17 protein-coding genes and 1 tRNA gene are annotated in these 25776 nt (G+C 65.6%); 9 read left to right on the top strand and 9 right to left on the bottom strand.

Going from position 1 to position 25776, the window contains the following annotated elements:
- The first annotated feature begins 40 nt into the window (after positions 1-40).
- The 3 genes from recJ to ABIE41_RS19120 all read left to right on the top strand — a co-directional run bounded on the left by recJ (position 41) and on the right by ABIE41_RS19120 (position 4057).
- Positions 41-1843: a single-stranded-DNA-specific exonuclease RecJ gene (gene recJ / locus ABIE41_RS19130; protein ID WP_192641839.1), complete on the top strand. Its 1803-nt coding sequence runs from the start codon at positions 41-43 to the stop codon at positions 1841-1843.
- Between the two features lie 158 nt (positions 1844-2001).
- Positions 2002-2076 (top strand) — tRNA-Glu (locus ABIE41_RS19125).
- Between the two features lie 142 nt (positions 2077-2218).
- Complete coding sequence (locus tag ABIE41_RS19120; RefSeq protein WP_192641838.1) at positions 2219-4057, top strand: site-specific integrase; 1839 nt, start codon at positions 2219-2221, stop codon at positions 4055-4057.
- Positions 4058-4159: 102 nt separating this feature from the next.
- On the opposite strand, the gene ABIE41_RS19115 is transcribed toward ABIE41_RS19120, so the two are convergent.
- The 8 genes from ABIE41_RS19115 to ABIE41_RS19080 form a co-directional block, all read right to left on the bottom strand.
- Positions 4160-4555, bottom strand: coding sequence for a helix-turn-helix domain-containing protein (locus ABIE41_RS19115; RefSeq protein ID WP_192641837.1), 396 nt, complete (start codon positions 4553-4555; stop codon positions 4160-4162).
- A gap of 365 nt (positions 4556-4920) precedes the next feature.
- Positions 4921-5739 (bottom strand): hypothetical protein, encoded by an 819-nt coding sequence (locus tag ABIE41_RS19110; protein ID WP_192641836.1) that lies wholly within the window; start codon positions 5737-5739, stop codon positions 4921-4923.
- Positions 5740-5785: 46 nt separating this feature from the next.
- The gene (locus ABIE41_RS19105) at positions 5786-7027 is read right to left on the bottom strand and encodes an AAA family ATPase (protein WP_192641835.1); all 1242 of its coding nucleotides are present in this window, start codon (positions 7025-7027) and stop codon (positions 5786-5788) included.
- A gap of 127 nt (positions 7028-7154) precedes the next feature.
- Complete coding sequence (locus ABIE41_RS19100; RefSeq protein WP_192641834.1) at positions 7155-8099, bottom strand: hypothetical protein; 945 nt, start codon at positions 8097-8099, stop codon at positions 7155-7157.
- A 128-nt stretch (positions 8100-8227) separates the two neighbouring features.
- Entirely contained in the window at positions 8228-9325 is a 1098-nt protein-coding gene (locus tag ABIE41_RS19095) for a hypothetical protein (protein ID WP_192641833.1), read from the bottom strand.
- A gap of 23 nt (positions 9326-9348) precedes the next feature.
- Positions 9349-10350 (bottom strand): hypothetical protein, encoded by a 1002-nt coding sequence (locus ABIE41_RS19090; RefSeq protein ID WP_192641832.1) that lies wholly within the window; start codon positions 10348-10350, stop codon positions 9349-9351.
- A 119-nt stretch (positions 10351-10469) separates the two neighbouring features.
- A complete protein-coding gene (locus ABIE41_RS19085) occupies positions 10470-11876 on the bottom strand; it encodes a hypothetical protein (RefSeq protein WP_192641831.1) in 1407 nt (468 codons plus the stop codon).
- 11 nt (positions 11877-11887) lie between these two features.
- Positions 11888-12346: a hypothetical protein gene (locus tag ABIE41_RS19080; protein ID WP_192641830.1), complete on the bottom strand. Its 459-nt coding sequence runs from the start codon at positions 12344-12346 to the stop codon at positions 11888-11890.
- A gap of 517 nt (positions 12347-12863) precedes the next feature.
- On the opposite strand from ABIE41_RS19080, the gene drmD reads away from it, so the two are divergent.
- The 3 genes from drmD (at position 12864) to ABIE41_RS19065 (ending at position 20615) form a co-directional block, all read left to right on the top strand.
- Positions 12864-16028, top strand: a complete 3165-nt coding sequence (gene drmD / locus ABIE41_RS19075; RefSeq protein WP_192641829.1) for a DISARM system SNF2-like helicase DrmD — start codon at positions 12864-12866, stop codon at positions 16026-16028.
- A gap of 697 nt (positions 16029-16725) precedes the next feature.
- The gene (locus ABIE41_RS19070) at positions 16726-20067 is read left to right on the top strand and encodes an Eco57I restriction-modification methylase domain-containing protein (protein ID WP_354192821.1); all 3342 of its coding nucleotides are present in this window, start codon (positions 16726-16728) and stop codon (positions 20065-20067) included.
- Entirely contained in the window at positions 20064-20615 is a 552-nt protein-coding gene (locus ABIE41_RS19065; RefSeq protein WP_192641827.1) for a hypothetical protein, read from the top strand. The genes ABIE41_RS19070 and ABIE41_RS19065 overlap by 4 nt, the downstream gene beginning before the upstream one ends.
- Positions 20616-20641: 26 nt before the next feature.
- On the opposite strand, the gene ABIE41_RS19060 is transcribed toward ABIE41_RS19065, so the two are convergent.
- Complete coding sequence (locus tag ABIE41_RS19060; protein WP_192641826.1) at positions 20642-20866, bottom strand: hypothetical protein; 225 nt, start codon at positions 20864-20866, stop codon at positions 20642-20644.
- A gap of 99 nt (positions 20867-20965) precedes the next feature.
- On the opposite strand from ABIE41_RS19060, the gene ABIE41_RS19055 reads away from it, so the two are divergent.
- From ABIE41_RS19055 to drmA, 3 genes are read left to right on the top strand one after another with little or no spacing between them, the layout of a single operon-like run.
- Positions 20966-22096 carry a helix-turn-helix domain-containing protein gene (locus tag ABIE41_RS19055; RefSeq protein WP_192641825.1) on the top strand — a complete coding sequence of 377 codons (1131 nt, stop codon included), beginning with the start codon at positions 20966-20968 and terminating at the stop codon, positions 22094-22096.
- Positions 22097-22103: 7 nt separating this feature from the next.
- The gene (locus ABIE41_RS19050; protein WP_192641824.1) at positions 22104-22619 is read left to right on the top strand and encodes a hypothetical protein; all 516 of its coding nucleotides are present in this window, start codon (positions 22104-22106) and stop codon (positions 22617-22619) included.
- Positions 22616-25774, top strand: coding sequence for a DISARM system helicase DrmA (drmA, locus tag ABIE41_RS19045; protein WP_354192817.1), 3159 nt, complete (start codon positions 22616-22618; stop codon positions 25772-25774). The genes ABIE41_RS19050 and drmA overlap by 4 nt, the downstream gene beginning before the upstream one ends.
- Positions 25775-25776 lie beyond the last annotated feature (2 nt).

Genomic DNA, 25776 nt, shown 5'->3' with positions numbered 1-25776 from the left:
AGGTTGACGAAAGCGCCCGCCTGCGCGACGCCCTGCGCCCATGAGTCTCATCGCCCCGCGTGCCTTTCTCGGCGTCACCCGTTCCGCGCTGGGCCGGCCCTGGCGCGACCGGCTCGACGCCGCCGGCCTCGGCCGGGCCGAGGCGCTGGCGCAGGTCGAGGGTATTCCCGACATCCTGGCGCGCCTCCTGGCGGGGCGCGGGGTCGAGCCCAGCGAGGCGCAATCCTTTCTCGAGCCCAAGCTGCGCGACTTGCTGCCCGATCCGGGAACGCTGATCGACATGGGCTCCGCCGCCGCGCGGCTCGCCCGCGCGGTCGAAAGCGGCGAGCGTGTCGCGATCTTCGGCGATTACGATGTCGATGGCGCCTGTTCGGCGGCCCTGCTGGCAGGCTTCCTGACGGCGGGCGGTGCACGCCCGCGCATCCATATTCCCGATCGGCTGATCGAGGGCTATGGCCCCAACAGCGACGCCATCCGCCAGCTCGCCGCCAAGGGGGCGACGCTGCTGGTCACCGTCGATTGCGGCACGACCAGCCATGAGCCTCTGGCGGAGGCGAGGCGGCTCGGCCTCGATGTCGTGGTGCTCGACCATCACCAGGCGCCGGAGCGGCTCCCGGAGGTCGAGGCGCTGGTCAATCCAAATCGGCAGGACGATCTCTCGGGGCTCGGCCATCTCTGCGCCGCCGGCGTCGTCTTCCTGGCGCTGGTGGCGACGCGGGCCGAACTGCGCCGCAGGGGCGCCTGGGCGTCGCGCGGGGGCGAGCCCGATCTGCTCGCCGCGCTCGACCTCGTCGCGCTGGCGACGGTCGCGGACGTCGTGCCACTGCAGGGGCTGAACCGCGCCTTCGTGCGCCAGGGGCTTGCCATCCTGCGCGGGCGGGCCCGGCCGGGACTGGCTGCACTGATGGACGTCGCCGGGCTCGACGGGCCGGTCCAGCCCTGGCATCTCGGCTTCCTGCTCGGCCCGCGCATCAATGCCGGCGGCCGCATCGGCGATGCGGGGCTCGGCGCCCGCCTGCTGCTGACCGCCGACGAGATCGAGGCCCGCACCATCGCGGCCGAACTCAACCGGCTGAACCAGGAACGGCAGGAGATCGAGCGCCAGGCCGTGATCGAGGCGATCTCGCAGGCCGACCATGCGCTGATGCGCGATCCCGCTGCGGCGGTGCTGCTGGCAAGCTCGCCGGACTGGCACCCCGGCATCGTCGGCCTGGTCGCAGCACGGCTGAAGGAGCGCTTCCGCAAGCCGGCCTTCGCGCTCGCCCTGAACGGCGAGGGCGGCGCCACCGGGTCGGGCCGGTCGATCGCCGGTGTCGATCTCGGCCGCGCGGTGCGTGCCGCCGTCGAGGCCGGGCTTGCGGTCAAGGGCGGCGGTCATGCCATGGCGGCCGGCGTCACGCTGGCGCCGGGGCAGGGCGATGGCTTCCACGCCTTCCTCACCGAGCGTCTCTCCGCCGAGGTTGAGGCCGCTGGCGATGCGGAGGCGCTCTTCGTCGATGCGGCGTTGAGCGCCGGTGGCGCGACGCCGCGGCTCCTCACCGAGATCGAGCGCGCCGGCCCCTTCGGCCAGGGCAGCCCCGAGCCCGTCTTCGTCTTCCCGGCCCACAGGCTGACCGATGCGGTCGAGATCGGCAGCGGCGGCCATGTCCGCGTCAAGCTGAAGGGCGGCGACGGCGCCAGCGTCGGCGGCGTGGCCTTCCGCTGCGCACAGGAGCCGCTCGGGCGCGCGCTGCTGGCGGCGCGCGGCGAGAGCGTCCATCTCGCCGCGACGCTGACGCTGAATCGCTGGGGCGGACGGGAGACGGCGGAACTGCGCGTTCTCGACCTCGCGAAACCCGTCTGATCCATCGCGTCCTGACCTCCGACGCCCGCTTCCCCTGACGGGAGGCTGCATGTCGCAGCCGTGTCGCGGGAAAAGCCCAAACGCACGCTTGCGGAGCGCTGAGCCTGCCACTATACCTCGCCCCGCTTCGACACGGACCGCCCGCGGTTCGGAAGCCCGCGACCTTCGTCTATCGGTTAGGACACCAGCCTTTCACGCTGGGGAGACGGGTTCGACTCCCGTAGGTCGCGCCACTCATGTGGCTAAGTTGTTGATTCTCAACAAAATCATTGATAGAAACTAGGGCTCGGGCGGCTCTGGTAGGATTCTTGGTATGAATCCTGGTATGAATCAGTGCCGAGCAGGGCGCTGATGGGACGGTCTTCAACCTCAGGCATGATCTATTTGGTGAAGCGCCCGGAAGGGGGCTTCAGCTATGTTCGCCACCTGGCCAACGGACTGGCTAAATCGGTTTCGGGAGATCTGCAGCTCTCGTGGTCGACCGAGCGGCGCAAGTTGGGTGGCCGGCCCGTGATCAAGGTCTCCTTGGCAACCAGCGACCTGTCGCTCGCGCGCCAGCGGTGGCTTGAAGTCCATCCTCAGGTCGAGCGCCTGATTGATTTCGCGAAGGCAACGTTTTCACGCAAGCGCGGGCGTCCGCCTGCTGCCACACGCCTTCAGGCTCTGTCCCAGGAGACGATCCGACAACTAGCGGATGACGTCTATTATCGAATCCTGGCCTCGGATGACGAGGAGACTCTGCAGGACCGCCCATCTGACCTGACCGAAATCGTCTACGGCGATATGGCAGCGGGTGATGAACCTGTCAGCCTCCACGCCGCGAAGCGGGAAGCCCATCTGCGCGAGTTAGACCATCTGAAGGCGCATGTCCGTCAGGTCGACACATACGACTTCGACGGCGCCAGGAAAGTGCCATCGCTGGAGAGCCTGACCAGAGAAGGACTGCCGATCGATCAAGCACGCTCTGTCAGGAACGACCTCGCAGCCGTGATCGGAGAAAGCGCGGTCGAAGCCGTTCTCGCTGAGATAGGCGTCGATCTGCCGCATGGTCACCCGGACCGCAGGCTTCTGGCTCTCGAAGTCATACGCGCCGGCATCAGGGGCCACCAGGCCGTGCTCGATCGAATGAATGGGGATGCTTTGCCGACCCCGCCGCGAGCGCCGCCGCCGGTTGTCATGGAAGCAGAGCCGGGTTTGAGGTTGGTCGAGGCCTACCAAACTTGGAAAACGGAGCGGAAGCCGTCGGCCCGCACGGCGGAGGCTTATCGGCTCTACGTCGATCGATTCATCGACATCAACGGCGATATCCCGCTCTCAGTGATCTCGAAGAAGCATGTCCGTGCATATCGCGATGCGCTGACCGGATGTCCCCGACAGATTCCGAAAGACATGGCCGGGCGACCCTTCTGGGAACTCCACAGCTGGGCTGCGTCAGAAAGCCAGCCGGTTCTGTCGCGTGCAACCATCAACGACAAGGCGATTGGTGCCATCTCCGCTGTTTTGGCCGTGGCTGTGCGCAACGGAGAGATCGAGACCAATCCCTGTGAGGGGATGAAGTTCGCTCTCAAGGAGGGCGAGGTCTCGACCCGCAAGCCCTATGGCGATGGCGACTTGGAAAGGCTTCTGGCGTCCCCTGTTTACGCCGATGGCCAACGCTATGATGCGGGCGGTGGCGAGGCTCAGAAGTGGCTTCCGCTGATCAGCCTGTTTTCTGGTGCACGCCTGGAGGAAATCGGCCAGCTCCGGTTGGTCGACATCAAGAGCGAAAATGGCATCGCCTACTTTGATATGCGAGAGATCGACGACACACCCGGACAAAGCACGAGCCGCAAAACCAAGTCATCGCGCCGGCGGGTGCCGATCCACCGGGTGCTGATCGGGATGGGGCTGCTCTCCTACGCCGAGGGACAAAAGAAGTGCAGCGTGCTGCGGCTGTTCCCGGAGTTGCGTGAGTATGAGGGCAAGACCACCCACTATTTCAGCAAATGGTGGGGCCGCTACGCGCGGGAGTTCGTGACGACAGATCGAGACAAAACGTTTCACAGCTTCCGGCATAGGGCCGTCGATGAGCTTCGCAAGCGGGCCACGTACCCCGTTGCCCAGGCCGTCTTGGGACACCATCTCGGTGACACGACGAGCGGTTATGGCTCAGGGTTTGATCTCGCCTCATTGAATGAGGCGGTTCAGTCGATTGAGTATCCGCATTTCAAGTAAGCCAGACCTGAGCCTCGTACGGCTGGCTCGTCCCGTTGAACACTACAGCACGCAACACATGGCCGCCCTAGGCGATAGGAGAAGAGGAAGCTTCGGCTCCGCTCATGAGGGAGATTTCTCGCCCTCCCAAATGACGAGGGGATCGAGACGAGAATGGCCGGCATGTGCATCACCGCTCTTTCTGCGGGCAAGCTCGGCCAGTTCCTCGGTGATCAGCTTCATCTTCCCCGGCGTCAGGCGCGGGGCGAGCATCTCGTTCGGGACGAGCGCATACACGAACGTGCAACCGAGTGCCTGGGCAGCCAACCTGAGCGTCTCGATCTTGATCCTGCCCTCGGGCTCGGCTGTCTCCATCTGCGCAAGGCTCTGCGGCTTGATGCCCATTCGATCCGCGACCTCCTGAAGCGTTTGTTTCCGCCCCTCGCGCATCCAGCGAATGTAGCCCTTGTCAGGTACGGCAAAGCGCTCGGCAGAGCCGTCGCCGTCCACGATGCCCATCAGTTTGACCCGTGCTTCGAGTCCAAACTGATCAATTGTGTCCGTCTTGGCCCTCTTCGCTGACCTGCTCATGCTCAAACTCGATTTGCCGTCTCATTTTTCAGGTTAGAGACTGCAAGAACCGCGTTTCGTCCGCCTTAAGTGATCTCGTTCAATTATAACGATCGATGCATGCTACGGCGCACGACCCCATTCAGCGCGGAGGCTGATATCGTCCTGTGGAAGCGAAGTCTGTGTGCCACTACCGGGGGGCGCCGACTTTGCTCCCGGGGAAGCGATCTCTTCGAACGCGATCTGATTGAGCAGCACGAGCCGCCGCGTTCTTTGCAGATGAGCTGCCGCCGGGCACGCGAATGCGCCTCATTTCAGGTTCCAGCCTGACGCTGGGCCTTCGAAATCAGGTTTGCCCCTGAAAATATGCCGGGCATCACGTGCGCGAGGATGACGTTCTCCACGACGCGCACGAGGCGTTGCGCCTGCAGGTGCGGCTTGAAGAGGTAAACCTCCTCGGCCAGCGACAGCCGGGTGGAACCGCACATGTCGTAGCGCGTCAGGCGCCGGAAGCGCGAGGGCGACAGGCCAAACCACGCGCAGTGTGCGAGGCCGTCCGGGGAAGAGGCCCAACTGCCGAGTTCGGCGTCGGCGAGCGCTTGCCGAAGCGATCGGTCGAAGACGACCGCATCGAGGTCATGCGGCAAGATCACCTCGATGCCGCGCCCGTGCAGGACGATTGGCGCATTCGGCGATATTTTCAGACCATCAGGCAGCGTCGACAGAACCCATTCGTCGAACCCCTTGTCCTGGACGATCTCGCCATCCCGTCGGTAGCAAGAGGCGTAGCGGTCTCGCCCGAGCGCTTTCAAGCGCGGTTCGAGGCCACGAGCCTCGATCTGGGAGGTCGAGATCTTCCAGGCGCCGATGTGTAGTGCCTGACCGACAGCGACGCGCAGGCCCGCGCAACCCGGAATATAGACGGCGATCCTTTCCCCCGGCCGATAGAGCTGCCGGAAGGCTTGGCCCTCAAACCGCTCGTCAGGTTCCAGGCTGAGGGAGGCCCCGCCGATTTCAGGCCATTGGGTCGGCGCCCATTCGCCCACTGCCGCGGGCGAGAAAAGGTCCTTGAGACGTCGGGGCGACAGTGGCCGGCGCGTGAGAGCGGACGAGGTGACAGCGGTTTGGGTCATAGCGGTTCTGGTGGTTCGGGATCACGGGTTGGGGGATGGCAGCGGGTCAGTCGAGGGAGTGGCGACTACGTCCACCGAGAAAGCCGATTGGCCGGGACGTTGCGGCGAAATCCATGCAGGCCTCCGCGGCAGTGACGTCGCTTACCTCCAGGTAGCGACGTCCCTGGTCAGCGGCGTAGCCGAGCGCGAGGCCGACGAGCCGACGGATACCGCGCGGATTTGTCCGCGCCAGCCGCTCGATGACGGGCTCGCTGACCGGAGCGAACATATGCCGGTAGCCGGCGATCATGTCGGCCGCGATGCGCCGCGCGATGTCCCGCAGCGCTTCTCCGTCAGGCATGGCGATCTCGACGACGAGAAATCGGTCCAGAATGAACGTCGGGAGCGCATGGATGTCATTGGCCGTCGCGATGATCAGGCAACGCGAGAGGTCGAACTCAACCCTGAGGTACTCGTCGAGCAAGCTCGACGCATTCTCCGGCTCCAAGAGGGTCAGAAGGGAGTGAAACGGCTTCTCGCTCGAATGGGTCACGAACTTGTCCACTTCGTCGAGGATGATCAGGGGATTGCCTGTTTCACCGCCGAGCAGCGCCTCGGTGAGGACGCCCATCCGCGAACCTCGCCAGGTCGGCGGATGACCGACAAGCAGAGCCTGAGCATCGGAATTCGTCGCGCAGCTAAAGGCGTGCGTCTCGCTATTGAGCGCCGTTGCGAGGCGTCGCCCGAAATGCGTCTTTCCGAGGCCGGGCGGTCCGACAAGGAGAATTGCAGGGAAGCCAAGACCGGTGCCGGTGGCCGTCGATAGCGCTGCAGCCCGTTCGATGATTGCCGCGACGCTGCCGAAACCAGGGCATTCGATCCGCAACTGGCGGATACGGTTGATCATGACGACGTCGCCCACGACCAGCGGCCTTTGGCTATGTTGGCTGGCCAAGGCCCGAAGGCGGTCGATCCGGGCCTGCTCGTCGCTGGATGCAGCTGGTGTGACCTGGATATCGTATTCGCCGAAGGTGTCGTCGGCTGCGGCGGCCAGCCTTAGCTGTCGCAGGACGGCCGCCTGATCGAAGATCGTGATGATTGGAGCGTCGACCTCATTCGGTTCGCGGACGAAGAGAGATGTCTGCTCAGTTTCGAGCCCCACGGCCGGCGCCGATTTCGCGGGCGCGGTCGCGTCTCCGAAATCGATGCCGCTATATGGGCTGTTGCGAGGCGTCCGCCCGGTTGGGCGTTTGCGAGTTGAGGTCTTCCTTGCCTTCCGGGCTCTGTCGAGCCTTTGGTCGTCGCTCATATTGTCCATGTCGGGTCGGTCCCTGGGGTCGGCCTGTCCGCCCCTTCACGGACCTGCTTCGTCATGACGAAAGGCGCGCCATGCGGGCGCGCCTTCCATCACTCAGGTCCGGATCGGAGAGAGGCCGTCAGCCGACCGCGTCAATGTTCAGGAACCGGCTCGACTGGCCGGCCACCATCTCCCCCTGGCCGAGTGCGATCTCGAAGAGCGCCCCGAGCCGCTCGGGGTCGGCCGCTCGAGCCCGCACGAGATCGCGGGCCGCGATCTTTGCCTCGACATCCCTCTCATTGCGGGCGGGCCAGAGCGCGACGCGCAGCAGGCGTGCGTAGCTGAGGATGATGGCGCCGTCGGTCGCATCCTCGATGACCCTGGCGGGCAACCCGCTCGCGGAGAAGCCTTCACTGGCGTGCAGCAGCTTGTTGGCGCCGTCGAAGAGGCGCATCAGATCCTGCGGCGGCGCGAAGAAGGCCTTGAGGCTCTCGGCGTGTTCCAGCGGATGCACGGCAGGCGTGCCGTAAGGCGTCGCGGTGAGCGGCTTCGGCTGCAGGGCGCTCGCCCGGCGCGCCATCGTCTCGATCATATCGCGGATGCCGGCCGTGTCGGTCGGAAGCGCCTGATCACCGGGTTCGGGGACGACGGCGCTGGTGGCGCGCCGCGCCAAGGCGAGTTCTTCGCCATCGCCATGACGCTGCGTGTGCTGCAGCAGATGGAAGCCGAAGTTTCGGCTGGCCCAGGCATCGTCAATGCTGCGAGGCGGCAGAAGCAGGAGCGAGAGGTTCGAGGCGTTGACGAGGACCGTCAGCGCGTTGGCGACGTCGATCCAGTCATCGGCCAGCTCGGGCTCTCGGGCGAGACCCTTGATCAGCCGGCGGACCTCGTCGGCATTGGCCTGAGCACGGCCTCGGATCGGCAGCAGGTCGGGCAGATTGGCGCGCCAGTCTGCCAGCGCCCCGACATCGGTATCCGCCTGCGAGAGCCGCGCGTCGAGGGCGAAGAGATCGTCGGTGATCTGATGCGGCGTGGGGTCGAGGACGATGCGGCTGAGGTCGCTGCGGGCGCTGGTCGTGTTCATTGGTCGTCTTTCAGTTTTCCATGGGGGTGATCTGCTCCAGGCAGTCGCTGTTCCTTCTTCTCCGGATATCAAAAAAGGCAGCGCCGGGCTCGGAACTGCCTTCCTTGTTATTGTGCATTGATAGGTAGTTAGACAAGTTCGCTAAAGTCGAACTTTAGTTTGTCTCGCGCGTCTGGCGGCAGCGATTTGACCCAGGCGGCGTCGGCCGTGACGTGCCGGATCGCCGCCAACATGTGCGCGGGATCGCCGATCTCACCGCGCAGATTGATCAGCGCGACGACCTCCTTCTTGGTCGCCAGCGCGGCGCGGTTGTGCACCGGCCAGATCATGACCTGCGCTGCTGCCAGGTTGCCGGCGATGCGGGCGCCTTCGGCCGCGACCATCAGTTCGCTCGCGTTCTCCGGACCACGCTGGGCCAGCGCGATCAGGCGGTCGCAGGTTTCGAACATTGTCTGGGCGCGCTGCAGGAGGACGTCGAGATCGGGGGCGGCGCTCGCGTAGCCGACCCAGTTGGCGATCTCCCGATGCGCGAAGGCTGGCGGACCGCCGCGCAGCTCCAGGCCGGCGGAGAGTTCCCAGCGCTCAAGCGGCCAGGTGGCCAGCCTGCGGCTGTCGCTCTCTGGCGCCGTTTGCGCTGGAGGCAACATGAGCGCCGGCACGCTGAAGGCAGTCCGCTTCCAGCGCAAGCGGCGCGCCAGCGTCGCGTCCATCGTCGAGACAAAGCTCTGGTCGCGGCGATGGTGCAGGGCGCCGGTCGCCTCGGCGAGGGCGAGCTTGGCCTCGGCCTGGTCCAGGTCGTCGCTTGGCCAGATGGCGGTCAGCGCGACCAGGCTAAGGCTCATGATCTGAAGCCCGGCGCAGGCTAGGTCGTACTCGCGTTCGCCGAGTTCCTTCGAGAGGCTGAGCCGGAACTCCTCGTTCGACAGGCTTTTGGCGTTGCGCGCCGCCGCCTTCAGGTCGATCGGCTGGCGCCGGAACGCCACCAGCTCCGCGACGCTCGGGTCATCGCCGTTGATGATCTCGACCGCCATCGCGATCGGATCGCGCAGCGCCCGGTTGGCGGGCTCCTCCACGGGGCCTGCGCCGCGCTTGGCGAGCGAGCGCCCGCCATCCTCAGTCTTCCTGGTCATTTTGAACTTTCCTATGGGGTCGCGACCATCTGGCCGCATGTCTTCCTCCGCCCCTGAGAATCGCAGATGGCGTCCCCGCAAGGACGCCATCGCCATGTCCTCTCTCTCCGGCGATTCCGTTACACAATCGGGAGCCACTGCGGATTAAGCTCGAGCGTTGCCCCGAATCGGAACCGCCGGGCTATGAAGTTCGCCTCGCTGACCAGATGCCGGATGGCGGCTTGCATGTGCAAAGGATCATGCCGGCAGGCGCGGTCGTTGATCAGCGCCACCAGCCTGAGCTTGGCCTGCGCGTCGGCCGAGTGCAGCATCGAGGGCCAGATCGCGGCCCGGGCCGCGGCGAGGTAGGCGAGGATGCGAGCGCCCTCGGCAGCCCGGCGCATCGCCGCGCTGTCGGGCTCGTTGTGATCGGCCATCACCGTGAGGCGATCGGCGATCGCGATCATCGCGCTGAAGCGGTCGACCAGCGCGGTTAGGTCGGGATAGGCGTCGACAAAGGCCTTCCACCGGGCGATGCTGCGCGCATCCAGGCTAGGTGGACCGCCGGCGAGAGGCACCGCGTCGACGAGATCGAACCGCGACAGCGGCCAGGTCGCGAGACCCCTGTCGGAGGGCACCGGTCCGGGAGGGCCTGGGGGCACGACGAGCGCACCGACGTCGAAGGCGGCGCGGTGGAGCCTGATGCGGGCTGCGTCCTCGATCGAGAGCAGCGGAGCCATCGCGAAGTCGGTGTCTTCGTAGTGTGGCTGCGTCTCGCGGGCGAGCGCTCGCTTCGCATCGGCGTCCTCAAGCGTGTCGGTTGGCCAGATCGCGACGATGGCCGCGCAGCTCAAGCCGACGATCTGCAGGCCAACCTCTGCCATCCGCTCCTCGTAGGTCCGTTCGAGGCCAAGCGGCAGTCGGTCCGCTTCGTCGTTGCAGCGCTTCGCCTCGCGCGCGACGACCTTGAGGTCGGGCGCATGGTCGCGCACCGCGATCAACTCGGCGAGCGAGGGATCGTTACCGATGCAGCGGGTCGGCTCGGCGAGCGGGTCACGGATCGGCCCGAGCGGCCGGTCGCCGCCGCCTTGGTGATCCGTCGTCACGGGCGTGAGGTCGCGATCCTGGTTATTGTTCGTCATGGTCTTTTGAATCCTGTGGGTGACAGCCCCATCGGCTGCGCTTCACCTCGGTCCTCCTGGAATCGACGAAAGCGCCCCATGCGGGGCGCCCTTCCTGATATCGGCCACGGTGTTTTGGTTCAGGCGGTGCGCGACAATGTCCGGCCGCGCCCGGCAATCCAGCATTCGATCGAGTCGAGCTGACGGACCCGGGCATCGTTGCCCGCGCCGGTCTCGGCCTTAAGCGCGGCGATGCGCTGCAGGGCGATGGGGCGTGTGAGCCATGGCACGTCGTCCTGGGTATCGAGACGTAGCGCGAACCAGGCCGCTCCTTTCTCGCGCTCTGCGGCGGAGAACTCCTCCGGCGCTTCGAGCCAGGCCCAGCGATTGGCGAAGGCTTTCAGCCGGACGTCGCCGAGAAGCTCGCGGCCGAGCCGCACCCGCTGGTCCCATGCGACCTCATGCCAGCGTCGCGAGGTGATCGCGTCCTCGCGGCTGATGAAGCCGCCACTGTAGAGGCTATCATCCGGCCACGGGCTCGGTGTCTTGTCGGCGAAGCGCCCGGCCAGTGCGATCGCGAGGTTGTCGCGGAAGCTGGCATGGCCCCGGATCCGGGCCAGACGGGCCTGCAACTCGCCATCCGGCGGGACCTCTCCTTGTAAGACAGGTGCCGTCATCTCCCACGGCAACAAGATCGGCTGGGCATTGGTCTTGACCAGCCGGATCGGGCGCTCGCCCCTGGCGAAAAGCATTTCGCCAAGTTGCTCCGGCGTGGCATCGAGATAAGTCGGGTCGACGGTCAGATCGGCGACGGCCCAGGACGACGCGTTCCCTGGCGTAGGCATGATGCCGCCTGCCGGTATCATGCGGTTGAACAGACCGAGCCCGAGCGCTTCGGGGCGCGCCAGCATTCCCGCTGGTCCGCTCTTATGGGCATTGGCCATCATCGCCGCGATGATGGTGGGCGCGCGTTCGCGCAGGAGCCTGAAGAGCGCGATCGTGGCATGGACGTCATTCAGCGCATCATGGGCGTCCGCTTCGTCTAAGGCGATGCCGTTCGCGCGGCAGACCGGCCCCAGCCGCATCGTCGGCTTGCCATGGGGCGTCACCGGGATGGTGATGGCGCCGGGCGCCAGCATCGCCACCGCCCGCAGCATGATCAGCACATCGGCGCGCGCGAAGCCCGGCATCGAGGTGGCGTAAGGCGGGTGCAACGTCCGAAAGGCGCTGTGGCGTTGGAGCTCATCATCGTACTTTAGGTTGCTGTAGCCCAGAATCGTGGCCGGTGATGCCGCGGCGAGGATGCCGGCGATGGCTCGCATCATCTCGAGCTGCGAAAGCGGCGCGGCCTCGATACTGTCAGAGTCGAGGCCGGTGACGAGCAAGGCGTCAGGTGAAGGTACGACATAGGCGGGCAAGCGCGCCCGCAAGACAGTCTCTTGCACAGGGCGAAGGTCGCTGTCGGTCTCGATATAGGCAGCCTGCAGCGGCACATCCCACGCCGGCTCAAGACCGCTAGCCTCGAAATCCATGAAGATGAAGCTCATGGCGGCGACCTTCAGTGCCAGCTCTCGCTGCCAGGCGCGAGCGGGACGCCGGGCAGGGTGATGCCCAGATCGCCCGCGTCTTGCTGCATGGCAGCCCCCACCATCCGGGCGGTGCGCGAGCGGCGGATCTCGTCAGGGTCCGAGGCCATGTCGGCGTAGATCGAGACTTTGGCCTCGAGATGCACCTTGGTCTGCGCGGGGGCTTCCGCCAGCAAGAACGCGAAGAAACGGGCGTGAGCTCGCGCACCTTCGGCGAGCTGCAGGGCGGTCAGGCCGCCATGCTCGGGATAAGTCCGATCACCCTGCTGCTCGAGGAGCAAGGCGTGGGCCATCGCCTGCCGCCAGAGCACGTAGAACCGCTCGACCCGGTCGGTGGTCAGGCGGTAGTTGCGTTCATACTTGCTCAGATCCGCCTCACTGGGGCGGGCCTCATCCCGGGCGGTTTCGCCGCTGTTGTTCACCTTCGTCATTTAGATTCCGTCCGGGCTCGCGTGACCCGGAACGGCTCGTCGGCCTCAGTTCTCGGGGGTTCCCTTAAAGTGGGTTCCGAGGTTTGCCTGCGTCTCACTCAGCATGGTCGCCAGTTTGCCAGCCAATGCGAAAATTTGGCCCTTTTCGGATTTTGAGGACGTCCGCCTTCCGGCGTCTTGGCTCATAAGCAATTCTGCGGAGCGAGTAACGGCCAGCCAGCCAGTAGGGCTTCGCTGACCTGAGGCCCTGATCTTCCTCCAGATTTCAGCAGAGTCCGTCACTCACGAAGACGGACGATGCGCCCCTCATGATTCACCTGATAGAGGGAGTACTACAATCGCCACAGACCCCACTCAGCTCTCAGCAACATAACGATCGCCGAGTTCGCCCTAAATTCCCGCTGGAAAAACAGGCCGCCTAAGGCCAGAACGTAAGCTCAGGACCCTGCCTCAGACCGGAGGAGAAAAGGGTCTCAGGTCACCTGGTTTTGGCCGGCACGATCTCATGCCGACATGAATGGAGTTGGACGCAGTGGGCCCGACTGCTGGAGTTTTCGTTAGCTTGCGAGGTCGGCAGTGGCTTGTTGAGCAGGTCATTGCCGACAAGACCCCTGCTCGCGCTCGCCTCGCCTGCATTGACGATGATGCACAGGGCGAGAGCCTAGAGGTTATCTGGCGCGAAGAGATAGATGCCGAGATCACCGATGCCGGACAGCTGTCTGCGCTCAATCAAGCTGGCACTGACGATCCTGCAGTCTTCTCTGCCTATCTGCGGACCATCCGGTGGAGTACAGCTACAGCGGCCGATCGCAAGCTGTTCCAGGCCCCTTTCAGAGCGGGCATTCATCTCGACGCCTACCAACTCGTACCGCTCGCGAAGGCGCTTGCCCTCCCGCGCGTAAACCTACTCATCGCGGACGACGTCGGCGCTGGAAAGACCATCGAAGCCGGACTGGTATTGCGCGAACTTCTGCTGCGCCGGCGAGTCGACTTCGTCGTTGTCGCCGCACCGCCTTCGATGACCCGTCAATGGCAGGACGAACTGCAAGCAAAATTCGGGCTTCCGTTCACCATCATTGATCGAGACTACTTGGCTGCGGTGCGGCGGGAACGTGGGTTCGCCGTAAACCCTTGGGCCTCTGGATCTATGTTCCTGCTCTCGCATTCCCTCATAGGGGATGAAGGTTACACCGCTGGCCTACGCGATCTCCTAGGCGAATTCCGACCTCGATCGCTCCTGATCCTTGACGAAGCTCACCACGCCGCGCCGGCGTCGGGCTCTCGATACGCTGTCGATAGCCAGTTCACGCGTGCGATCCGAGGCTTGGCGGAACGCTTTGAGCATCGCCTATTCCTCTCTGCCACGCCACACAACGGCCATTCGAACTCCTTCACAAGCCTTCTTGAGATCCTCGATCCACAACGCTTCACCGCAGGGGTCGAGGTAAGGCCGGATGATCTAGCGCCAATTATGGTGCGACGCCTAAAATCTGATCTGAAGCGTTTCGGCGAGCGCTTCCCCACCAGACGCGTGGAGGCGGTCATCATCGATGGCTTGCCAGCCGACGCGCCGGAACTCGTCTTGTCCAACAAGCTTGCCGCATACGACGCGCTTGTCGCCCAGCGGACCAAAGACCTGCCCGCTGCCGCAGCCGCGCGCTCGCGTCTTCTCATGGTCGGGTTGCAGCAGCGCCTCCTGTCTTCCATCGCCGCGTTCAAGCGGACACTGGAGAAGCATCGCGCCCGCCTCGAACGCGCGATCGAGGACAGGCCGGCCATATATCCCGCCGTGTCTCTCATCGAGCCTGTCATCCTCGAAGACGAGCCAGAGGACGAGGCGGAGGCCGAAGCCCGGATCGCCGCCGAAGAGGATCGCGCGGCGCAGATGATCGACGCCGGCGTAGGCGACATCGCGCTCGTCGACGAGATGGTGGAAATCGCCCGCGTCCACGCTAACCGGCCGGACGCCCGAATTAAGAAGTTGGTCGAGTGGGTTCGGGCGCACATGGTCGCCGACGGACGATGGAACGAGCGTCGTCTTCTCATCTTTACGGAGTACGAAGACACGCGCCGTTGGCTCGAACGCAAGCTGACCGAGGCCTTACACGATCTCGAACCCGAGGATCGGGTCGCCCGCTTCACCGGCGCCACGCCGACGGATCGGCGCGAGGAGCTCAAGCGCCGCTTTAATTCCGATCCCGCGGCCGATCCTCTTCGCATTCTGATCTGTACCGATGCCGCTCGTGAGGGCATCAACCTCCAGAGCCGTTGCCATGACCTGATCCACATGGATCTGCCCTGGAATCCCGCCCGCCTGGAGCAGCGTAACGGCCGGATCGACCGCAAGCTGCAGCCCTCGCCTGAAGTTTGGTGCCGCTACTTCGTCTATCGGCAGCGTCCCGAAGATCGGGTGCTGCAACGCCTCGTCGAGAAAACCGAGACGATCCACCGCCAGCTCGGCTCGGTTGGCCAGGTCCTGTCCGATCGCATTGCAGACCTGCTCGCCCGCCGAGGCCTGCGGGACGTCCGCGTGACGGACGAGATCGAGGCGCTGGAGAAGGACCCTCGCGTCGCGAAGTCGCGCGAGGAGATGGACGACCGCGAGGAGCGACGCATCCAGCGCGAGGCCCGCGAACTCGACCGCATGCGCAAGCTGTTGGAGGACTCGCGAAAGCAGGTCGGCGTCGAAACCGCCGACCTAAAGGCTGTTACCGCCGCTGCGCTCGCACGGGCCGGCTGCTCGCTCGATGAATCGCAGGACGGCAAAGTCGGTGGTGCCGAGCTGTTCCGTCTCGATCCTGCTGCGCCGATCTTCGGCCATGGCGGCTGGCAAGAGGCCCTTGATGACCTGCGCGTGCGACGTCGAGGCCGAAAGGAGCGGCTGAAAGAGTGGCGCGCCTCGGCGCCTCTGAAGGCCATCGCTTTTGAACCGGCGCGCGACCCAAGGACCGGCGTCGACGCACCCGACGTGGTGCAAGTCCATCTCGAACACAGGCTCGTGCGCCGCCTGCTGTCGCGTTTCCTTAGTCAGGGCTTCACGAGCGATCTCAAGCGGGTTTGCGCCGTCATCGGTCCAGGCGCGCAGCCCCGCGTCGTCCTTATCGGCCGCCTCGCCCTATACGGAGCCGGCGCGGCACGGCTCCACGAGGAGCTGCTGATGGTCACGGCCGCCTGGAATGAGCCGGATCGGCGGACTGGAACGCTGCGGCCGTTCGGCGAGCGCGGCGAAGAAGCAACGCTTGACCAGCTGGAGCAAGCCTTGCGGGACAATCGCACGCCGCCTCCGCCCACCGTGGATCGCCTGCGTACCTCAGCACTCCGCGACGCTGCCGATCTGGAGCCGGAGTTGAAGCGGCGCGCTGATGCCCGGCGGAAAGAGGTAGCCCGCGAGCTCGTTGCGGTCGGCGAGGAGGAGGCCGATGCGCTCCGCAAGCTCCTCGTCGATCAACGCGACCGCATCGCCAAGCGTGAGGCGTCGTTCGACGACCGGCAGCTTAGCCTCGAGTTCGATCAGGTCGAAGCCGAGCAGGTACGACGCGACCGCCGCCGCTGGCAGGCCAAGTTCGACCGCCTTGCCCGAGACATCGCCGCCGAGCCGGAACGCGTGAGGCGCGGCTATGACGTCGTCGCCGACCGACTGGAGATCGTCGGGCTGATGCACCTCTGGCCGAAAAGCAACTGACATGGCCCAAGGAGACCTCAATCGCGACCCGCATCTCGAATGGCTCGGCTATCTCCAGCCCGTCGGCCTGGTCCTCAGCCCGGCCGTTCTCGACCGCTACAATCTTCCGCCCGAGGAGCAGACGCGGGCCGATGGCGAGGCCGTAGCAGCCTGCCTGACGCCGGAAGGCGAACGTCGAGCCCTGGCAGACCCTTGGACATTCTTCCATCGGGTGTTGGGCTGGCGGAACCATCAGGTCGCGGGCTTACCCGGAACCAAGCCGCTGCCGGACGGCCTATCTGTGGCCATCGACGAAGCGGACGAGGTTCTGGAGCCGCATTGGAGCGTCATCGATCCCGAGGGCAGCCCGACCTTGCTCGTTCGCATCGAGGCGCCAGGCGTCGAACCCGACAAGCGCGGCGCGCTCGCGGGCTGGGAGGCGACCCCGCACCAGCGCTTCGAGCGGCTGCTGCGCGAGAACGAGATCGGCATGCGCGCCGGGCTGCTCGTCACCGATGACCAGATCCGGCTCGTCTACGCGCCCAAGGGCGAGACGAGCGGCTGGCTGTCCTGGCCGATCCGGGCGCTGGCGACGATCGCCGCCCGCCCGATGCTTGGGGGGCTGAAGCTCGCGCTAAACGCCTTCCGCCTGCACAATGAGCCGCCGGAGCGGCGCCTGCCGGGCCTCCTGAAGCAGAGCCGCGACGCGCAGGCCGAGGTGTCTGCCAAGCTCGCCGAGCAGGTTCTCGGCGCCCTGCATCAGCTTCTGCGCGGGCTGCACGCGGCGGACGAAGCCCGCGTCGCCAAGCTCGCGGCCGACAGGCCCGATCATCTCTATGGCGGCCTGCTCACCGTTCTGCTCAGGCTCGTCTTCCTCCTCTATGCTGAGGATCGCGGCCTCATCCCTTCGGCGACCGACGAGGAGTTGCGGCGACTCTACGATCAGGGCTACGGCGTGCGCGCCCTGCACGCGAAGCTTAACGCGGACCTGGCGCGCTACCCCGACACGATGGAAGAGCGGCGCGGCGCGTGGGCGCGGCTCCTCGTCCTGTTCCGCCTCGTACATCGGGGCGGCGGCGACGGCTTCATCCGGGGGCGCGGCGGCGATCTCTTCGATCCGACGGCCTACCCTTTCCTGATGGGCCAGGATGAGCCCACCGATCCGATCAGGCCCGCGACGGTCTCGGACGGCTGCATTCTCGGCGTGCTCGACAAGCTTCTCGTGCTCGGCGGCGAGCGGTTGTCCTACCGCACGCTCGACGTCGAGCAGATCGGCTCCGTCTACGAGACGGTGATGGGCTTCACCGTCGAGACCGCGGCCGGGCCGGCGCTCGCTTTGCGCGGCGGCAAGAACGACAAGGTGCCCGTCTTCGTCGATCTCGCCGAATTGGCCGCGTGCAAGGCCGCCGAGCGGCAGAAGCGGCTGAAGGAAGTCTATGACGTCAAGCTGCCCGACAGGGTCGCGAAGGTGCTCGCGGCGGCGAGATCGCTGCCGGAGGTCGAGGCGGCGCTCAAGCCTCGCGTCGACGAGCGCGGCTCGCCCGGCGGCACGCCGAGCGCCCCCGGCTCGCCGCTGCTCCAGCCGACCGACGAACGGCGGCACACGGGCAGCCACTACACGCCGCGCAGCCTCACCGAGCCGATCGTCCGGCACGCGCTGAAGCCGGCCTTTGAGCGGCTGGGACCGGACGCGAAGCCGGACGAGGTGCTGGCGCTGAAGGTCTGCGACCCGGCCATGGGCTCGGGCGCCTTCCTGGTTGAGGCCTGCCGGCAGCTGGCGACGCGTCTGGTGAAAGCTTGGGCCCGCTGGCCTGAGACGCGGCCCACGATCCCGCCTGACGAGGACGAAGACCTGCACGCCCGACGCCTCGTCGCGCAGCGCTGCATCTATGGGGTCGACAAGAACCCACGCGCGGTGGAGCTGGCGAAGCTCTCGCTTTGGCTCGCCACGCTCGCGCGCGACCACGAGTTCACCTTTCTCGATCACGCGCTCAAATGCGGCGACAGCCTCGTCGGGCTCGACGCGAAGCAGATTGCGGCGATGCATTGGGACGCCTCGAAGCCCGGCCTGCCGCTGTTCCGCAAGTTCGTGGCGGATCGCGTCGCTGAGGCGACGGAAGCGCGCGCAGAAATCCAGTCCGCGCCGGACGACATGCTGCGCGCCGTGCTGGAACAGAAGCACCGTTTCGTCGAGACGAAGGTCGCCGATGTGCGCGTGCTGGGCGACGCTGTGCTTTCGGCCTTTTTCGCGGAGGACAAGCCGCGCGCGAGGGAAAAGCGCCGCGCCACGGTCGAGAGCTGGGTTGCGGGCGATCCGGTCAGGTGGGACGAGTTGCGCGCCGCCGCCAAGAGCCTCCGGATGGATCCGTACCCGCTGACGCCCTTCCATTGGCCGATCGAGTTCCCGGAGGTGTTTTCGGGCGCGAACCCCGGCTTCGATGCGATCGTCGGCAACCCGCCCTTCGCAGGCAAGAACACGACCATCGCCGGCAACCGGGAGCACTACCTGCCCTGGCTTCAGACGCTGCATGAGGGCGCCCACGGCAACGCCGACCTCGTGGCGCACTTCTTCCGCCGCGCCTTTGGGCTGCTCCTGCAGGGCGGCGCCTTCGGCCTCATCGCTACAAATACGATCGGTCAGGGCGACACGCGCGATACGGGGCTCGCGGCGATTCTGGGGGAGGGCGGCGCGATTATTCGCGCCATGCGGCGGTTGAAATGGCCGGGCGAGGCGGCGGTGGTGGTCAGCGTCGTCCATGTTGCGAAGCGTGCGCCGGACGCGTCCGGCGTTGAACGGCTCGCGGTGCTCGACGGCCGCTCCGTGCGCCGCATCTCGGCCTATCTCGTCGCGGGCGATCTCGACCACGCGCCGGCGCGGCTCGCCGCCAACGCCCGCAAGGCATTCCAGGGCTCCATTGTGCTCGGCATGGGTTTCACCTTCGACGACGCGGCCGCCGCCAAAGGCGAGGCGGAGAGCCTTGAGACAATGCGCGCGCTGATTGCTAAAGACCCTCGCAACTGCGAGCGCATCTTTCCCTTCATCGGCGGCGAGGAGGTCACCACGTCACCGGCCCACGCTCATCATCGCTACGTGATCGATTTCGCGGATTTTCCGCTCAAGCGCGATGCCGCTCTGCCGTCCTGGTTCATGAATGCCGGGACGGAGGCCTGCGAGAAGCGGCGGCGCGACTGGCTTCGCGAGGGCGTCGTGCCAGGTGATTATCCGGAGCCGGTGGCGAACGACTGGCCAGACCTGCTTGAGATAGTCAAGCGGCGAGTAAAGGGGAAACGTGGTTCCCATTCGACTGCTCATTGGTGGCACTTTGAGCGTCGGAGAGGTGAGCTATACACCGCTGCTGCGCCGCTGGCGCAGGTTATGGCTAACTCAAGTAAGGCTACCCCGCATCATGCCCTAGCCTTCCTGCCGAGGAGCCTTGTGTACTCTCAGAATCTGAATGTGTTTGCAAAAGAGGGCTTTAGTACATTTGCAGTCCTACAATCGCGGCTGCATGAGGTTTGGGGGCGCTTCGTAGGTACCAGCTTTGAGGATCGCCTCACGTATGTGAAGGACGACTGCTTCGAGACCTTCCCCTTCCCGCCAGGCTTCGAGGCGCACGTGGCCCTCGAAGCCGCGGGCCAGGCCTATCATGATCACCGCGCGGCGCTGATGATCGCCCGCAACGAGGGAATGACGAAGGCCTACAACCGTTTCCACGACGAGGGCCAGCGCGCGGCCGACATCGAGCGCCTGCGCGAGCTTCACGCCGAGATGGATCGCGCCGTGCTCCGCGCTTATGGCTGGGACGATCTCGCCGAGCGCGCCGCGCCTGTTTTCCTCGAAAAGCCGGCCGACGAGAACGGCAAGGGCTATCGCACCGGCGAGCCCGAGGATGACCACACCTACCAGGGCCGCCTCTTCTGGACCTCCACCTTCCGCGACGAGGTGCTAGCCCGCCTCCTCGCCCTCAACGCCGAGAGGGCGGCCGAGGAGCGGGCGATGGGCCTCGCGCCGGCCGCAGCGGCAGGCGACGAGGGAAGCGACGAGGACGAGGCGGCGTGACGCTCTCTCCCGCAGCCGTTCTTCGGCATTTGACGATGATCGAACCGTCGAGGCTTGACGTCCTGCCAAACCAGCATGGCATATACGCGCTCCACGACCATGGTGGCGATATCCGCTACATCGGCATCACCTCGTCCGCCCAAAGCGGGTTCTTCGATCGCATCCACAATCGGCATGCAGCTGGTTCAGAGGGACGTAGCCACAAGTTCTCGCATGCCTACAATGTCGGGCGCATGTGGCGTGCAAAGAGGGACGACGGCGCCGACGCGCGTTTGGCGAAACGGCTACGAAACACTTTCATCCGACGGCACTGTCGAGCGTCGTTCTTGCCTGTCGACGCTCTCCCGGTCGACCTGCGAAACCTAGAAGCGGCCGTCCAATCTCTCGCTTCCGAAGATATGCTCGCATGGGGCCGCCGTCGGCATTTCACTGCGATGGCCGAGCCGGTCGAACTTGTCGACGAGACACTCGACGAGCTCCGCTTCTCACGCGAGCAACGTTTGGCGGTCGAGCGGCAAGCCGCGCTGCACGAAGCCTATGCTTCGTGAGACCGCTCGGCCTGCCCGCCTGGAACCTACTGTCCGGTCTTCCCCTTGCCTTCCAGCAGATCGTTCAGCGACGGCACTCCCTCGCGCTTCAGGAGGGTATCGAGGCGCATGTCGCTGCGCCGCCCCTCGGCGAAATCCTCGCCATAGGTCTTGCGCAACGTCCCGACCAGCGTGTCGCCGCGCTTGGCCCGCGCCTGCCCATCATCGTTCCTGTGCCGACCATTCAGGCCCGGCTGCTTCGCCTGTGGCATATTGGACACTCCAATTCACAGCTCGTTAAGAGATCGCAACATAATCTTGCAATCTGACTTTCGCAAGATAAATGTCCAGGTGTGGAGGATAGAGCGATGATGCAAGCGCTCATCGGACAGCGCTTGAAAGCCCTACGGGAGACCAGAAATCTCTCGCAGGACGACCTCGCGCGTGTTTTCGGCTTCAAGGACCGCCAGACAGTCTCGGCTATCGAGACGGGGGAGCGGAAGCTCTCGGCCGAGGAACTGCTCACGGCCGTCCGCGAGCTGAAGACTGATCTCGACTATTTCACGGACCCGTTCCGCCTCGTCGGCGGCGAGGGGCGGTTCAATTGGCGCCAGTCCGGCGTCGCGCCCGCTCGCCTCGATGCCTATGAGCGGATCGCCGGCCAGCTGATCGCCGCCTTCCGGGCGCTCGGCAGCGATGTCGGCGAGAAACCGGCGCTCCTGCGCCATGCCCTCACCCTGACGAAGCACTCCCGCTTCGAGGACGCCGAGGAGGCGGGCGAACGCTTCGTCGCGGCCTACGAACTAGGCGATGCTCCCGCTTTCCGGCTCGCCGAGACGATGGAGCGCGAGCTTTCGATCCTCGTGCTGATGGTCGAGCCCAACGACGACAAGATTTCCGGTGCGGCCTGCCGCCTGGCCGACCTCGATGTGGTGCTCATCAATCGGAACGAGGTTCCCGGCCGCCGACACTTCGACCTCGCGCACGAGCTTTTTCACATTCTGACCTGGGATGCGATGCCGCCGGAGCGGGTGGAGGACAATTCGGGAACCGGAAAGCGCTCGCGTGTCGAACAGCTCGCCGACTGCTTCGCGGCAGGGCTGCTGATGCCGAAGAAAGTCATAGGAGCCGCGGAGCCGTGGAAGACGCTCGGCGTCGACGTCCTGCCGGCGGCGCTCAACGCGACGGCCGATCGCCTGGGTGTCAGCTCGCTGGCGCTGAAATGGCGGCTCGTCTCGCTCGAGATGATCGACCGCGCCACGGAGCGGCTCATTCCGGGCGATGCCCTGCGCAATAACGGTCGGCAAGCAGGCCTTTTCGAAGACGCCGCCATTCGTGAGGGGCCGCCGCTGTTCTCGCGCAGGTTTGTCGAGATCGTCGCCCGCGCGATCGACGAGGGCCGCGTCTCGACTCGAAAGATCTCTGGCATCCTTGGCATGCCCGTCGATGACCTTGCTCAACTCTTCGAGCAACACGGCGTGCCGGCGCCCTACGAGCTTTGAGGCGGCCATGGCGCGCTGGCGAGGCCCTGTCCTGGTAGACACCAACGTTGTCATCGAGGCGTGGCGGGTCGACGGTTGGCGCGCGCTCTGTGGCGGCTATTCACTCGAGACCGTGGATGAGTGCGTGATCGAAACCCAGACCGGCTTCCAGAACCGCCGTCCCGAGCAGCAGATTGACGGCGCGGTACTTCGCGCGGGGCTTAAGGGCATACACGTCGTGTCCGACGCAGAGCGCGCGGCGGCCTTGTTGCAGGACGGGGACATCGCCCTGCTCGATACCGGCGAGAAAGCGCTTTGGACTCATGCACTGGCGCGCGGCGATGCGTGGGTCCTCTGCGGGCCCGACAAGGCGAGCCTACGCATCGGGGTGCGGCTCGGATTGCGCGATCGGCTTGTCTCTTTCGAGCGGCTCCTCGACGATGCGGGCTATCGTCCCAAGACGCCCCTGAAGCTCCCCTACCGTCAGGAGTGGCTTAGCCGCACCCTCGTCGAGCTTGCGCAGCGGGAAGGAAAAATCGCGTGACCTCCCCGACCTCGAAAGACATCCGTTCGCGCATGGTCGAGACGCTTCGGCGCGACCTGATCGGTCCTTGGCCGCAGGACATCGATTTGGCGCGCGAACGGCTGCGCGAGAAACCGTCAGGCTGGTACGTAACTGGATTTCTCGCGCCGGTGCCGGAGCCAGACGGCCCTACGGCCGAGGCCGAGCAAGCTGACGATCTATTCGAGGAAGGCGATCCGCTCGTCGGTGATGACCTAGGCGCGGACAGTGACGCCGGGCCTGCCCGGGCCGCTGACGATGCGCCCGAGGACTTGGGCCCAGCCGTCCGCGTCCGCGCCCCGTCATCTCTCGGCCTAACAGTTCTCCTCGACGCCTCGGTGGCTGACGTGGAAGTCGAGTTGTGCTGGGGCGATTACGTGACCTCGCCTCCACTCAGCGCAGAGCAACTGCTCGATGAGGCGGCCGACGCGCCCGAGGTCGAATGGGAGCGCGTTCCGGGCCATGCCGCGATGCGCGTACCCGTGCCGGAGGATGGGCGGCGGAGCACCATCACGGTTCCCGCCTCAGGCGGCGCGCAGCGACCGTCGGGAGCCCTTCAAATCGAGGTGCACGCGCGACCCTATGCCTTGGTTGAGCCCAACGGGATCTTGAGGTCGCTTCGCGTGCTCACGTTGATGGTCGTGAACCGCAGGAGCTCCGTGCGCCGACGGTATCAGGACGTGACCTACGCGTTCCAGGTGCGCCTCGGGGTACGATGCGAGGCGGGTCTACATCCCCGCGCAAACATGCGCGGGTTCGACTCGAAAGACTTGGACGAGGCGATAGGCGACCTGCACTACCGCGATGACTATGAATTTGCCGTCGGCGTGAATACGTCAGCCCGCTGGGAAGCCGATCTGGACGGCTTCGTGCGTGAGGCGACGACCGACCACCTGCCGACCGCCGAAGTTGAGCGCGTCGAACCGAACGAGCAGATTCCAACCGTCACCTTCGGCATGGAGGCGCTCGCGGACCTTGCTACCGTCGGACCGGCCGAACTCCGACGCGCGCTGGAAGGTTTGCCGGCGGCCTATGACATATGGATCTCGGCTCAGAACGCCGTGGTTCCAACGATCGCGGGCGCGCCGCGTCAAGCCACTGCCCAACGGCTCATCAAAGGCGCCCATGACGCGAGCCGAAGGATTGCCGACGGGATCGCGCTCCTCGCACGCGATCCACATGCGCGGCTCGCTTTCCGCGCCATGAACGAGGCGGTCGCTCGCGCCAACCGTCAGCGCGGGGCAGGCCATGGCGGTGATCCAGCTGCCCAGCGCGCCCCGGTCTGGCGCCCATTTCAGCTCGCCTTCATCCTCCTGAACCTGTCGGGGCTTCACGACCCGCTGCATGACGACCGCGAGACTGTCGACCTCCTGTTCTTCCCAACGGGAGGCGGCAAGACAGAAGCCTACCTCGGCCTCGCCGCTTGGACGATTGCGCATCGTCGCATCACGAACAGCGGCAAGCTCGGCGCCGGGGTCGCGGTGCTGATGCGTTACACCTTGCGGCTGCTCACGCTCGATCAGCTTACCCGCGCAGCAGGAGTCATCTGCGCGCTTGAGCTCATGCGCGACGAGCCCATCTGGAAGGAGGGCGAGCGGAGGACATTGGGAGACTGGCCCATCGAGATCGGCCTATGGGTCGGGTCGGCAGCAACGCCGAACAGGCTTGGGACGAAGAAGCAAGCTGGTCCTGAAACAGCGATCGGCCGCATTCGTCGCTACCGCAACGGCCGGGGTGGAGCCCCCGCGCCGATCAAGCAATGCCCCTGGTGTGCGGAGCCATTCACCGTCGACAGTTTTCGCTGCACGCCAAGCGACCTCGCGCCCAAGAACATGGAAATCGGCTGCGCGAACTCACGCTGCGCTTTCGGGTCAGGCAAGCCACTCCCAGTTCTGACCGTCGACGAAGCGATCTATCGGCGGCTCCCAGCCTTCCTGATTGCGACCGTCGACAAGTTCGCCGGCTTGCCGTTCCTCGCCAACGTGGGCGCCTTCTTCGACCATGTCGATCGCGAGGATGACAACGGGTTCTATGGCGCCGCCGAGCCTGGCGTAGGGCGCAAACTGTTCGGCAGCGCGCGACTCCTGCCGCCCACATTGATCATCCAGGACGAGCTGCATCTAATCAGCGGACCGCTCGGCACCGTCGCAGCGCTTTACGAGCTTGCGCTCGACCGCCTGTCGTCGCGCAAGCACGGTGAACAGACGGTGAGACCCAAGATCGTCGCCAGCACGGCCACGGTCCGTCGGGCGGAGACGCAAATTAAGGCTCTGTTTGATCGCCCGCGTACGGCGGTCTTCCCCCCGCCAGGACCGAATAGGCGCGACTCTTTCTTTGCCTGCACAACTCCAATTCATGGAGCACCCGGCCGCCTCTACGTCGGGCTCGCAGCGCCTGGCAAAGGACCGAAGCTCCTCTTCCTTAGAGCTTTGACCACCTTGCTCGCGGCCGGCGCCAAGGACATGCCCGTGGGAGACGCCGTCGACCCATACCTCACGGCCCTCTGCTACTTCAACGCGCTGCGGGAGCTCGGGGGCGCCAGGCGGATCGTCGAGGACGAGGTGAGGACCAAACTCGCCGACTACGGCACGCGCCGCCGTCGGGCGGATCCGAATGATCAGCCATTCGATAACCGCGCCCTGCGGGACGTGCTTGAACTCACGTCGCGAGAAAGCACCGACAAGGTCGCTGCCGCCAAAGACGCCCTTGCGCGGTCGGCCCTCGCCCCGAACGGCGTCGACGTCGCGCTCGCAACCAACATGATCTCGGTTGGCCTCGATATCGGCCGGCTGGGATTGATGGTGGTTCAAGGGCAGCCCAAGTCATCGGCCGAATACATTCAGGCGACCAGCCGCGTCGGCCGCATCGCCGATCGTCCGGGTCTCGTCCTCGCCCTCCTTAACGTCCACAAAGCTCGCGACCGCCTCCACTACGAAGGCTTTCGGCAGTTCCACGCCTCATTCTACCGAACCGTTGAGGCCACCAGCGTGACGCCTTGGGCTGCACGCGCCATTGATCGTGCTTTGGCGCCGGCAATCGTGTCGCTCGCCCGTCACCTCGAGCCGCATCTCTCTGGAGAGAGCGCCGCCGCGAGCAGTCGGAAACTACGCGTACCTGAAGCCCATTATCGCCGATGAGG

Source organism: Bosea sp. OAE506 (assembly GCF_040546595.1).
Classification (GTDB): domain Bacteria; phylum Pseudomonadota; class Alphaproteobacteria; order Rhizobiales; family Beijerinckiaceae; genus Allobosea.
The sequence above is the reverse complement of the archived record's forward strand: the minus strand, read 5'-3'. Positions and strand labels throughout refer to the sequence as shown.